The sequence below is a fragment of the Allolucifera butyrica genome (genome assembly GCF_900476375.1).
Lineage (GTDB): Bacteria > Bacillota > Negativicutes > Sporomusales > UPPP01 > Lucifera > Lucifera butyrica.
Genome location: NZ_UPPP01000059.1, coordinates 1 through 12607 on the forward strand (window position 1 = coordinate 1; position 12607 = coordinate 12607).

At 45.5% G+C, this 12607-nt stretch carries 14 protein-coding genes; 9 read left to right on the forward strand and 5 right to left on the reverse strand.

What is annotated here, in order from left to right:
* From LUCIF_RS25965 to LUCIF_RS04850, 5 genes are all read left to right on the forward strand, one after another.
* A partial coding sequence (locus tag LUCIF_RS25965; protein WP_207856999.1) for a CpaE/TadZ family protein occupies window positions 1–435 on the forward strand: 435 nt, incomplete at its 5' end.
* Between the two features lie 24 nt (window positions 436–459).
* The gene (locus LUCIF_RS04835) at window positions 460–1629 is read left to right on the forward strand and encodes a sensor histidine kinase (protein ID WP_122626749.1); all 1170 of its coding nucleotides are present in this window, start codon (window positions 460–462) and stop codon (window positions 1627–1629) included.
* Window positions 1630–1681: 52 nt separating this feature from the next.
* Window positions 1682–1876 carry a Flp family type IVb pilin gene (locus tag LUCIF_RS04840; RefSeq protein ID WP_207857001.1) on the forward strand — a complete coding sequence of 65 codons (195 nt, stop codon included), beginning with the start codon at window positions 1682–1684 and terminating at the stop codon, window positions 1874–1876.
* A 199-nt stretch (window positions 1877–2075) separates the two neighbouring features.
* Window positions 2076–4139, forward strand: a complete 2064-nt coding sequence (locus tag LUCIF_RS04845) for a thioredoxin domain-containing protein (RefSeq protein WP_122626750.1) — start codon at window positions 2076–2078, stop codon at window positions 4137–4139.
* Between the two features lie 92 nt (window positions 4140–4231).
* Complete coding sequence (locus LUCIF_RS04850; RefSeq protein ID WP_122626751.1) at window positions 4232–4432, forward strand: small, acid-soluble spore protein, alpha/beta type; 201 nt, start codon at window positions 4232–4234, stop codon at window positions 4430–4432.
* 105 nt (window positions 4433–4537) lie between these two features.
* On the opposite strand, the gene LUCIF_RS04855 is transcribed toward LUCIF_RS04850, so the two are convergent.
* Complete coding sequence (locus tag LUCIF_RS04855; protein WP_122626752.1) at window positions 4538–5119, reverse strand: spore coat protein; 582 nt, start codon at window positions 5117–5119, stop codon at window positions 4538–4540.
* Between the two features lie 100 nt (window positions 5120–5219).
* Window positions 5220–6713 (reverse strand): arylsulfotransferase family protein, encoded by a 1494-nt coding sequence (locus tag LUCIF_RS04860; RefSeq protein WP_207857003.1) that lies wholly within the window; start codon window positions 6711–6713, stop codon window positions 5220–5222.
* 219 nt (window positions 6714–6932) lie between these two features.
* On the opposite strand from LUCIF_RS04860, the gene LUCIF_RS04865 reads away from it, so the two are divergent.
* The 3 genes from LUCIF_RS04865 to LUCIF_RS04875 are packed head-to-tail and all read left to right on the forward strand — an operon-like array spanning window position 6933 to window position 8696.
* Window positions 6933–7514, forward strand: a complete 582-nt coding sequence (locus tag LUCIF_RS04865; protein ID WP_122626754.1) for a PadR family transcriptional regulator — start codon at window positions 6933–6935, stop codon at window positions 7512–7514.
* Window positions 7511–8038 (forward strand): flavodoxin family protein, encoded by a 528-nt coding sequence (locus LUCIF_RS04870; RefSeq protein ID WP_122626755.1) that lies wholly within the window; start codon window positions 7511–7513, stop codon window positions 8036–8038. The genes LUCIF_RS04865 and LUCIF_RS04870 overlap by 4 nt, the downstream gene beginning before the upstream one ends.
* Complete coding sequence (locus tag LUCIF_RS04875; protein WP_165865891.1) at window positions 8019–8696, forward strand: flavodoxin family protein; 678 nt, start codon at window positions 8019–8021, stop codon at window positions 8694–8696. Before LUCIF_RS04870 ends, LUCIF_RS04875 begins: the two co-directional genes overlap by 20 nt.
* 58 nt (window positions 8697–8754) lie before the next feature.
* On the opposite strand, the gene LUCIF_RS04880 is transcribed toward LUCIF_RS04875, so the two are convergent.
* From LUCIF_RS04880 to LUCIF_RS04890, 3 genes are read right to left on the reverse strand one after another with little or no spacing between them, the layout of a single operon-like run.
* Window positions 8755–9198 carry a universal stress protein gene (locus LUCIF_RS04880; RefSeq protein ID WP_165865892.1) on the reverse strand — a complete coding sequence of 148 codons (444 nt, stop codon included), beginning with the start codon at window positions 9196–9198 and terminating at the stop codon, window positions 8755–8757.
* 36 nt (window positions 9199–9234) lie between these two features.
* Window positions 9235–10440 carry an MFS transporter gene (locus LUCIF_RS04885; protein ID WP_122626758.1) on the reverse strand — a complete coding sequence of 402 codons (1206 nt, stop codon included), beginning with the start codon at window positions 10438–10440 and terminating at the stop codon, window positions 9235–9237.
* 30 nt (window positions 10441–10470) lie between these two features.
* Complete coding sequence (locus LUCIF_RS04890; protein WP_122626759.1) at window positions 10471–10896, reverse strand: MarR family winged helix-turn-helix transcriptional regulator; 426 nt, start codon at window positions 10894–10896, stop codon at window positions 10471–10473.
* Window positions 10897–11092: 196 nt separating this feature from the next.
* On the opposite strand from LUCIF_RS04890, the gene LUCIF_RS04895 reads away from it, so the two are divergent.
* Window positions 11093–12520: a sigma-54 interaction domain-containing protein gene (locus tag LUCIF_RS04895; RefSeq protein ID WP_207857007.1), complete on the forward strand. Its 1428-nt coding sequence runs from the start codon at window positions 11093–11095 to the stop codon at window positions 12518–12520.
* The last annotated feature ends 87 nt before the right edge of the window (window positions 12521–12607 follow it).

Consider the following 12607-nt stretch of genomic DNA (forward strand, 5'->3'; position numbering starts at 1 on the left):
AAGAACGTCAAGCTCTGCCTGGAAATCCTGGAATCCCTGAATTATCCGGCGGAAAAGATCAAAGTACTCCTGAACCGGGCGAATTCCCTGGGGGGATTGAATATTAAGGACTCGGAAGAGTTGCTGCGGCGGCAGTTTTTGGCCTTGCTGCCGAGTGACGGCAAGACGGTGGTTACGGCAGTGAACCAGGGAGTGCCGTTTGTAACGGGCAGTCCGGAGACGGCAGTGGCGCAGAACCTGCTGCGACTGGCCAATTACGTCATTAGCGGCGATGAGGCATATATTACCACGGCGAATAAACCGCAGGCCAGGAAAGGGATTATTAAGAAGGCGGCCCAATTGTTCAGCCGTGGCGGTAGCGGCAGTGAGAAGAAGGTCAGTTTAAAGGAAAGCAGTGAAGAGACGCTGGACCGCTCGATCTGGTCGTTGTCTTAGACACGGGAAACTGAGGATGGGACGATGAAAATGGAAAAAGAGGAAATGCTATTGCACGAGTTTGACGGCCTGGTGAACGGCATTAAAAAAGGAATATGGTCCGGCGGGGATGAGCTTGAGCAGGTCAGTCAATCGGTCCAGGCGGAAATGGAACACGTGGAAACGGTGCTGGATAAGCTGGCCCGGGAAATGGCGGTCAGCCGGACAGGGATTCAGGAGCTTGCGGCTAGGGAGGCAGAGAGCCAGGCCGGTTTAAGGGAGCAGACAGATCAAGGCAATGGCTGTCTGCCGGCTGTGGAGGTGGCGTACAAGACGGTTCTGGAAGACCAGGTGCAGCTGGCGGTTGCGAAAGAACGGGATTTTTATCTGCAGCGAAATTATGGGGAACTGCAAGCGCGCCTGGCGGAATTGCGGGAACGAAAAAGCCAAATGGCGGCGCTCACTTCCCGGATGGGAAGACTGGTGGACAATGTGCGCTGCATGGTGGAACTGGCGGATAAAGTTCAGGCGCTGGTACAAAGCCAAAGTTTCGGTTTCAAGGTGATTATGGCCCAGGAAGAGGAACGGCGGCGGGTGGCCCGGGAAATGCATGACGGGCCGGCCCAGGCCATGGCCAATGTTATTTTTTTGGCGGAAGTCTGTGAAAAACTGATTGAGCTGGATACGGGCCGGGCCAAAGAAGAGCTGCATGAGCTGCGGCAGCAGATTTTGGGCTGTCTCAACGAGACGCGAAAAATTATTTTTGACTTACGGCCCATGGCGTTAGATGATCTTGGGTTAATCCCTACGGTGAAACGAATTGCCGATATCTTAAAAGAACGCAAGGGCATAAAGGTCAGTGTCAAACCGTTGGGGCACGCGGAAAAGCTGGAGTCCCATATAGAAATCGGCCTGTTCCGGATTATCCAGGAGTCCTTAAATAATATCGAAAAACATGCCGAGGCAACGGAAGTGGAGATTTTGATTGACTTTCAGAACGACTGGGTGACGGCCACGGTAAAGGATAACGGCAAAGGATTTGAGGCCGAGAAGAATCACTATGAGGGAGACTCCTTCGGGTTATTGGGGATGAGAGAACGGGTGAGCCTGCTCGATGGTGAGTTGTCGATTCATTCCCGGCCGGGGGAGGGGACGGAAGTCCGGGTACGAATTCCGCTCTCAGCCGCAACCCGGGAGGCAAAACAGCTGGCCTGAGGAAGATGCACTGTTTTGCCAGGCGTCGTAACAAAGAAAGGAGGTGAAAACTATGTGTATGAAAATGTATCTCTGGTGGGAATCAGTGAAAGCGAATCTGCGTAATCAAAAAGGTCAAGGAATGGTTGAATACGGATTAATTTTGACATTTGTTGCTCTGGCTGCGCTGGTTGCCCTTACTAGTATGGGAACTAACCTCGGCAATATGTTCACAACAGTTGCCGGCAAATTAACTACGGGTAACTAGTTACAGTAGCCCCCGGTTTAATCCGGGGGCTTACTCTTTATGCCAAGGTCAACTGCGCTATCGACAGAATTGATTAATTCAGTGTTTTTTTAAATGAAAAGGATAAGTTATAGGAGTATCGTGCGTAATGCTGGTACTTTTTTTGTATATACTAATTAGAACAGGACGGTCTATGCGGCAGATTTAAAGGAGTGATTTCGTGGAAAAAAGGCCCAATCAACTGATCAAAGAGAAAAGCCCATACCTTTTGCAGCATGCCTATAATCCGGTGGACTGGCACCCTTGGAGCGGGGAAGCCTTTGAAAAAGCTGAAAAAGAAAATAAACCAATTTTTCTGAGTATCGGTTATTCCACCTGTCACTGGTGCCACGTAATGGAAAGAGAGTCGTTTGAAGATCAAGCGGTCGCGGAGATATTGAACCAATATTATGTGGCGGTCAAGGTTGACCGGGAAGAACGGCCGGACGTTGACCATATTTATATGTCCGTATGCCAGGCCATGACCGGACAAGGGGGATGGCCCCTTACCGTGGTGATGACGCCGGATAAGACTCCGTTTTTTGCGGGTACTTATTTTCCGAAAATTAGCAAATGGGGTCGACCTGGACTTGTGGATATTTTACAGGCGATTCATAAACAATGGATGACCAACCGGGAAGACTTGATTGAGTCCGGCAGGCAGGTTGCACACGCGGTTCGCTGCAACGAAGCCGCTGTGCCGGCCGGGGCTTTATCGACTGCTATGCTGGATACTGCATTTCGGCAATTGGAAAGCGACTTTGACCCTGTCTATGGCGGTTTTGGCGGCGCTCCGAAATTCCCGCTGCCGCACAATCTGCTTTTTCTGCTGCGATATTGGTACCGTACCGGCCGCAAAAGCGCCTTGTCGATGGTGGAAAAAACACTTTTTTCCATGCATAACGGCGGTATTTATGACCATCTGGGATTCGGCTTTGCCCGCTATTCTACGGATGCAAAATGGCTGGTGCCTCATTTCGAAAAGATGCTATATGACAATGCCTTATTATGCTATGCCTTTTTAGAGGCCTACCAGGCTACAGACAATGTGCTTCTTTCCCAGGTTGCCGAAGAGATTTTGTCCTACGTTCTGCGGGATATGACGGAGGGGGCAGGGGGTTTTTATTCGGCCCAGGACGCAGACTCCGAAGGGGTGGAGGGGAAATTTTATGTATGGACTTATGAAGAAATTCTCTCTGTTCTGGGACCGGAGCAGGGACCGGTTTTTGCCGGCTTTTACGGGACAGCGGTTCAGGGAAATTTCGAACAGGGGCTGAATATACTGAATCGGATTCATAACAATCTTGAGGAGTATGCAGCGAAGCAAGGCCTATCGAAGGAGGAATTGCAGAAAACTATAGCCCAGGGGCGGGAAAAATTATTTTCAGTCCGGGAGAAACGGATTCATCCGCATAAAGATGATAAAATTCTTACGGCCTGGAACGGACTGATGATTGCCGCTCTGGCTAAAGCCGGACAGGTGTTGGACAACCCGGAATATACCGAAGCGGCGGAAACGGCGCTGGGTTTTATCTGGACCCGTCTCCGGCGGGAAGATGGCCGTCTTCTGGCCCGTTTCCGGGAAGGAGAAGCGGCGTATCCCGCTTATCTCGATGATTATGCCTTTTTATTGTGGGCGTTATTGGAACTATATAGCGCGACCTTTGCGGTAAAGTATATACGGCAAGGGATGGAACTAAGCCGGGAGATGAAAAGGCTCTTTTGGGATTCTCAGCATGGCGGCTTCTACTTTTATGGAATTGACGGCGAACCGCTGCTTTCCCGTCCCAAAGAGGTTTATGACGGCGCGTTGCCGTCCGGCAATTCGGTAGCTATATGGGGTTTATTGAAGCTGGCCCGGCTGACCGGCGATTCTGAGACAGGAGAGCTGGCGGAACAATCGTTGGCAGCCTTTTCCGGGGAGGTATCACGGTATCCGAAAGCCTATTCCTTTTATCTCCTGGGACTGGACTATTATTTGTCTCCTCCCCGGCATATTGTGATTGCGGGAGCAGCGGAAGAAGGAACCAAAGCAATGCTGACCGCTCTCAGCCGGACCTATTTACCGGATACAGATATTCTGTTTAATAACTCCCAGCTTCAGGATGAAAGCGGAACAGCACTTCCTCTTTTGAACGGCAAGGAAGCTCTGCAGGGCAAGGCAACGGCTTATGTCTGCCGTGATTTTGCATGCCAGGCGCCGGTTACCGATATGAATGCCCTGTTGCAAAGCCTAGAGGACTGAAGAGGGGGTTGAAGTTTTTGTAAATGAATAGCATGCGATATAACGGTAAATAATATACGTACACCAAAAATAATTATTGGAGGTGGCTCTGGATGGGAAAAGTAATGTCGGAAGAAACGAAGAATCAGTTAGCTCATGACCTTGGCTTTGGTGAAAAAGTGGAAGATGGTGACTGGTCCGATGTAACCACGGGTGAAGTTGGCTCCATGATCAGAGAAGCCATCAAGCGCGGCGAACAGGCAATGGCGGAAGAAGCCAAAGCAAATGGTGCGGCGCATCAAAATGCCGAATAAGAATCAATGCCCGGAACAATATGGTTCCGGGCATATTCTGCTTAGGTAATTAAGAAGGGACTTACAGAGTAATTTACTGTAGTCCCTTTTCCTCAATTTATAAGGTTACTGCATTTGCATCGGGTTTATCCCTGTCGGACTTTGGACTGTCTGATACATTTGGCCCATTATACTCATTTCCTCTTGTGACGCGGTTTCGACAGGATAATACCCTTTTTTGACCATCCACTGCCAGACATCGTATGCATTTCTGCACGACATCCGGAAGGCATCTTCAAGGAACAGCCTGATTTGGGGATGGCTAGCTTCCATGGCGGCCCAGGCATATTCCCTTCCTGCTCTTTTCAATGTCAGTAAATAAGCAGTTGCAATTTCCTGATCATTAAAATCCTGGACGTCGGTCCTGGGAGTAAGAGGCGAGTAGCTGGCCGTAGGCGATTCGGAGTAAGAGCGCAAAGCGACATTAAGATCCGGGAGAGGAAGCTTGGTTTGAGCACCTTCACTTTTAGTTAGAAATTCTACCTTCATATTGTAATCCTGGATGTGAAAAGGGAAATGCCGGTCAATCATGGCTTTTAGTTCGGGATCTTTGGCGTGAGCGCGAAAGTAGGCCATATTTGCTATGGAGTTGCAACAACTCAGCGCCAGTTCTCTCAAATCTTGTGCTTCATGGGCTACTAGTTTCATCCATCGTCCCTCTTTCCTATAGATTTATCCTTAGAATGTCCTGCCTAGACATAGAATATTCTCGAATTGTGTGAGGATACATGGCAAGAAAATTGGATAGTTAAGAGAGGACGGTACGATCTTCGTACACATGAGCAATCCGTGATATACCGATAATTTGGCCGGACGAATTTAGTGCGTTTACCCTAAAGTACGGCCCAGGTAAAGTAACTTCAATCTTTGTCTCAAATCCGGTGCGAGGGGTGCTATTTATCACCACCGACAATTTGTAGGGGGTAGGACCGGCCAGTATCTGCCAAGCAACGGTTTCGGTTGAACCGTTCCAGGATGCATAAACAATCGCCGAAGCTTCATAGGATGGCTCTACAGCAATACTTGGCGGGTAAAACGGCAAACCTACCCATTCATTCTTAAACGCCCTATAGGACATATTTCGATTAGGAAACTGCATATCGTATAAAAAATTCAAGAAAGAGTCTTTTTCCGTATTGCCGGCATTGGCAAATTCGGAAAGATAGGGTCTCTGTCCCCAGCCAACAAATTGATTCCCATTCGGCAGCTTCTGGACATTTCCCTGACTGGGAACAATTAGATTTGGATCGTGATAATAGGCTCGGTCTACATTGGCAGTCATGTTGCGGAAATCAAGCCGAAGGATTAAACCATGGGCAGGCCCTTTAGGCGGAGAGATTAGAGAACAGCAGGCATTATCAAACAGGCTTATCCTATTTCCCGGTCTGTGACGTGCATTATGTTGCCAGGCAAATGCAGCCTCAGGCCCAAAAACAAAATCGTTTTGTTTTCCTCCTAATTGCCAAATTATATTTCCCGTTTCTTTATCAACGTTATATATGGCCCACATGTTGCGCATGCTGATGAGGAGGGTGTTGTTCGCCCCCTCTTCAACGGAATTCACATGGAAACAGTCCCAAATATTATTGGCGATTCTTGCAGAAAAAGCGGCTGCCATCGAGTCGGCCGGATCAACATGGGCCAGTGCATTCCAGAAAAAAAGAAGCTGGCCTGTTGTAAGATCGACTTCCTGGATGGAGTAATCATTAAAATATCCGTCCTCGGGACCGCCATACGGGGTTAGATCTGCCGGCACCTGCTTAACGGCGGTAAACAAAGCAGTATTCCGGGCAGTAATAGTAAATTCATGGATATCGGCGGTGTATCCCTTCCGGGCAGTAAGTTCCTTAATCACTTTATAATTTTGATTTATGATCAGGTAATAGGCCCCCGGCTCAGGAGTACCTAATGGGAGATCCGGTTTTACAGACTGAGTTCCCGATGCGGTTCCCTGCCACATGGTAAGAACGGGTTCTCCCTGATAGGATTGTACTCTAAAATTCGTATTTTGCTTATAAATGCTGTCGAGCGATCTAAACCAGACAGGATTTCCGGCCTGGTCCATAATCAGTGCGCCGGTCTGCCCAATCATAGTTGCCTCATAGGAAGTATAGGGCGCAACGAATAGTAAACCGGAAGCGGTTCCTGGTTTATTCACATTTATAGTAACTTTCATAGGGTGCAAGGCAGGGGCCGAAACGAAGTTCCATACTTGTGCACTTGAATTCTTTAAGGTATCCATCTTATTCATCCCCTATTGTAGTCATAGACGAAAATAACTAAAAATAGGTACTTAGTAAAATATATTGAATGAATTTCAAAAGGGTTACACCTTGGGGATGAAACTTTTTATCAGCAGCTATTTTTGTAATTTGAGACTTGACTGACTATTTACAAATATATATCAGTATGATATATTTCAAAGTGAGATAATGAATATTTGGAAGATACAGGGGATTATATGGCGAAAGAAAATAAGACAAAATACGCGATTCTTGGTGTACTAAGTTTAAAGCCGGCGTCAGGGTATGATATAAAAAAGTTTTGTGATGAAACCATTGCCCACTTCTGGCAGGAAAACTATGGACACATTTATCCGGTTTTAAAACAATTGGAAGAAGAACAATGGGTAGAAAAGAAAACTGAAATTAGTGAGGGAAAACTTAAACATGTGTACAGCATCACCGCACGGGGACGGGAAAGACTTGTGGAATGGTTAAGTGTACAGCCCGAGGTGACAAAGCCACGATATGAATTTTTGCTTAAAATGTTTTTTTCCAAGGATATTCCGGCGCAAATGGTGATTCAGCGGCTAAATGAGTCTAAAATCCTGTGCCAATCCATATTAAAGCAATACGAAAGCATGGAACAAAAAATAAAAATGGGATTGGCCAATAAAACATGTCTGGAAAGCGGGTGGGCTTACCGCTATTCCACTCTTCGCTATGGCATATTGGACTTAAAAGCAAAAATCGCGTGGTGTGACGAAACCATCGCGTTAATAAACAGGGTTTCAAATCAGGACGAGGAGGAAGGTTTGTGAAGAAGGTACTAATCGTTAATGGGAATCCGGATACTAACCGGCAAAATTTTGATGAGTACTGTGAGGAGTTAAGGCAGCGTATGCAGGTACAGGGGAATGAGGTAAAGCTGATTACTCTGCGGGAAAAGAAAATAGCCGACTGTATCGGCTGTTATGCTTGCTGGCTGAAAACGCCGGGGATTTGCGCCTTAAAGGATGAACAGGAAGAAGTGCTGCGGGGGTATTTATGGGCCGATTGCATCGTGCTGGCATCCCCTACCATCATGGGATTTGTCAGTGCACTGATCAAAAAGGCGAATGACCGGATGCTTCCGCTTGTACATCCGTTTTTGAAAATGAATAACGACCGTATGACCCACTATCCCCGATATGATAAAGAATATGCCCTGGGTTTACTGCTCGATGGCGGAGAACGCTTTGATGAGGCTATTGAAATCATCAAAAAGGTCTACAGTAAAGCAAGGTTTATTAAAACCATGCAAAGCCCGGTTGAGGAGGTTGCTTATGAAATTGACAATATTTAATGGCTCTCCCAAACTGCAAAGAGGCAATACCGATGTCATGCTGGAGCATTTCACGGCTGGTTTTCATCGGGAGAGTGGCAATGAGTTTCAAATATTCAAACTCAATCAGTTTGCATCACCGGCAGAGGCGGTAAGGAGATTTGAAGAGGCGGAACTTGTTTTGCTTGCTTTTCCTTTATATACCTATGCGATGCCGGGCGGTGTGAAAAGCTTTATCGAAACGCTGCAGCCGTTATGCGGAAAATGTTCGGATAAGAAACTTGCTTTTCTTGTGCAATATGGATTTCGCGAAGCGATCCATGCCCGGCCGCTGGAAAAGTATCTGGTCACTGTTTCACGCATTCTGGGGTGTGAATATCTTGGCACAATTATTAAGGGCGGCTGCGATGGCCTGGCGGCGGGGCGGGGAAATGGAAATAAAGGTACCTTGAAGGGGATTTACAACATTGGTGTGAGCTTTGGCAAAACGGGCCTGCTGAATCCGGACGAACTGGCGGCCTATTCTGCACCGGAGTTTGAAAAACAACATTCCCGGTTTATCATGAACATTATATTAAAACTGATAAATCGGTTCTATTGGGGAGCTGCTTTAAAAAAGAATGGTGTAACGATTGCAGAAAGCTATGCAAAACCATACGAGGATGAAAGGCGGGGATAGGCCATGCATAACATTAATATGGCACAGTCGCCCGAAACGGATGAAGTTTTAAGAACGCTTACTTTTTAGACATGCATTCGCCTTTTATAATTAATGTGGGGCACTGAGCATAGTGGAGCACATAATTGCTAACGCTGCCCATCAGCAACTGTTTTACACCGCTTAACCCTCTTCGCCCCATAATAATTAATGAATAGCTATTTTCTTTGCTAAGCTCGGTAATTTTTATCCCCGCATGCCCATATTCCAGCTTGGTAGAAACCCTGCCATCAAAATCAGCAAATAGTTCTAAAGCCCTGGCTAAAACCTGTTCCCCATTTTTGTCCATGTCCTGAAGTACACTGGCCGGAAAACTATTGGTACCTGACAAATATCCCGGGTGTTCAATAACATGCAGCAAAGTAACTGCACTTTCAAATTTTTCAGCAATCCCCTTTGCATAACTAGCAGCCTTGAATGCTGCATCAGAGCCATCAACCGGTACTAAAATTTTTCCAAACAAAATAGCTCACTCCATTTCCAAGACAACGTTTATATTTCACCCCTTGGCTTCTATATCGTCAAGATTGTTGGCCGCAGCGCATTTTTGCTGAATTACGAACCAGGTGTAACTAAGAAAAAAAATACCCATGATGATAGCAGAACACCAGTAAATCGAGGCATAACCAAGTTTTCCGGCAAGTATTCCCAGGACGATTGAGCCTACGCCATTACCGATATCAATCATGTTATAAAAGGTCGCACTGGCTGCGCTGCGTTTCGCCGGCGATACAAGATTAAACATCCAGGCTTGCACTGCCGGAAAGATGGTGCCATAACCTAATCCGTACAGGGACGAAGCGATTAGAAAAGAAGTCATACTTTTGCTTTGCGCCAAAACGACGAATCCCAGTAAAAATAATATTGTACCGGGAAAAAGGACCCAGGCGGGGCCTTTTTTATCAAATATGCGGCCTGTTATCAGACGGGATAAAAAGATACATACGGTACACATGAGAAAGAAAGCCCCGGCATTAGCGATATGGGCTTCTTGGGCTAATAAAGCGATGAAATTTAAAACCCCGCCGATACAAATCCCGAACAACAGGGCAAGATAGGCCTGAAACAGCAGTTCTTTTTCAACCAGTTTATCTATCAACGAAATTTTTTCCTGGGTCTCCGCCTGTATAGAGCGGTCATCGGGAATAGAACAGAGGCTCAAGCACAAGAGGGCAAGAATCTGGCTTAACGTTGCCACGATAAATAGACTGGTAAAAGAAAAGTTATCAACGATCCATACTCCCAGACCGGGAGCAATTGCCATTGCCAAAGTAGTGCCCAGGCCAAAATAACCTATGCCTTCACCCCGGCGCGATTTCGGGATTAGGTCGATGACAATAGCAGCATATAATGTGGTGGCTATGCCAAAGCCTAGTCCATGAACTACCCGTAAAGAAAGTAACCGGGGGACAGTAGTCGCCAAAATATAACTTATGGCGGCAACAAAACATAAGATACAGCCAATGTATAAATAATATTTTTTGCCCCATTTTTTTATTCCATTGTTAGTAAAAAAACGCACCAGAATGGCGCAAAATACAAAGATTGCCGACAATAATCCGACGTCGGTGCTCGTTCCGCCCTGGTGCAGGACGTAAACCGGAAGAGTTGGCAAAAAGATATGAAAGCCACTAAATAAAAAAGTATTGGAGATAGTAAATAAAATAAAGTTTTTTGTCCATAAACTTGCGGTACTGGTTGTCATTTAAGGTTCCTTTCCAAGTAAATAATAATATTACTTTTTACATTTTTGAGAATTTAAATAAATGGATTCGAGCATTCCGTATAAATCGTGCTGTTTTTCTTCCGGCAGGTCAATTAAAATCGATTGTCTATGATTGTCAACCGCTTTTTCCCAAACAGCATATTGGCCAAGCGCTTTCTCGGTTAAAAAGACTTTTTTTTCCCGTTTGTCATTCCCGGATTTTCTTTCCACCAATCCTTTTTCTTCCAGCTTTATTACCGTTTTTGAGATTGCCGCCGGCTCAACATTTAGATAATTTGCCAAAGCAATTTGCGGGAGCGGGCCGGTTTCTTTCAAGGCCACAATAATTGACCATTCCGAACTATATAGCCCATATTCTGCCAGTTCTTGATTTACGCCCTGGGAGATAGCCCGCGTGGTTTGATAGAGTAAATGAATTAGTTTAGCTGCATTCATGGTCCACCTCATTTATATGGATTAAATAATAAACTAGTTAATAATAAACTAGTTTATTATTAACTAGTTTATTATTTTTGTTGTTTATAGTCAAGTATTGGCAGGGAAAAGAAAAGCAGTACGGTGACTGGAAACAGGATTACTAAGATTTTTGACGAACTAATCAGCTAATATAGTAGAATTAGGGGGCTGATTAGTGAAAGACGTACAAAAAAGGGCAAAGAAAAACTATGAACTTGCCCAAGCCAATCTGAAACAGATATTTGATAATCTGCCGCATACCATTTTTGTAACAGATAAGTGCGGCAATATATTGCTTTCTAATTCAACAACCGCTATGACATTAGATATGACATTGGACCAATTGCTAAAATCGAATGTTAGAGATTTAGTAGAGCGGGGATTTTATGATAAATCGTATGCGTTGGAGGCTGTGGAAAAGAAGTGCCCGCAAAGCGGAGTGTTAACAACTAAGATTGGGATTGTGCATTATTCGAGAAGTACGCCGGTGATTGACGACCGGGGGGAAGTAATTTTAGTTGTAACTTATGGTATACCTCATAGTACGGAGGAACCGGGTCTTAGTCTTGAAGAGAAAGAACAAAACAGCCGGCGTAAACGCGAGATAGAATACTTAAGAAGAACTGTTTTAGAAACCGGTACGATTGTGGCTGAAAGCCAGGAAATGAAGCAGGTATTGCTTAGAGCTCATAATGTGGCGCAGGTTGACAGTACCGTTTTACTTTTAGGAGAATCGGGCACCGGCAAAGAGGTTTTAGCTAAATATATACACCGGCATAGTAAAAGAGCCGGGAAAGCATTTATTGCCCTGAATTGTGCTAATTTGCCGGAAACTTTAGTTGAGTCGGAATTGTTCGGCTATGAAAAGGGGGCTTTTACAGGGGCGAGTGCGGAAGGAAAAGTTGGCCTGTTTGAAGCCGCTCATACGGGGACATTATTTTTGGATGAGATTGCCGAACTGCCGTTGTTCCTTCAGGCCAAATTGCTGAGAGTGCTTGAAACCTGTGAAGTCCGGCGCATTGGCAGCAACATTGACCGCAAGATGGACTTTAGGCTCATTGCTGCGACGAACAGGGACCTCGAAAAAATGGTACAGGAAGGGAAGTTTCGCAGTGATTTGTATTATCGTTTGCATGTTATACCGATCGTGATACCGCCCTTGAGAGAGAGACCGGAAGATATTGCAGCAATGGCATTGAAGTTTTTAGACAGCTTTAACAAGAAATATGGCTTGCACGTTGAATTTGACGCTAAGACGTTTGCCGCCCTGCAAAGTTATAAATGGCCGGGTAATGTGCGGGAATTACGAAGTGCGGTGGAACGAAAAGTCATTAGCAGTTTGCAGGATGGACAAGCTGATTTATTGGCATTGGATGCAGCTGACCAAGAAAATGCGTTTAGGGACAATATTTTCAATTTGCTGGGATTGGATGGTAATTTACGGGATGTTTTAAAAACTGTTGAAAGAAAATATATAAATTATATATTAAACGAATGTGGTGGAAAAGTGGGGAAAGCGGCGGAACGTCTCGGAATTTACCGTACCGTTCTCTACCGGAAATTAAAAGAAATAGAAAAGCAAAGGGAAATGCAAAACGAATGACAATGTACCGAAAAAGGTACATTGTCATTCGTTTTTTTGCTATCCATGGAATGAAAATGGTACAAAAAATAGGGGCTTGCGTAAGGT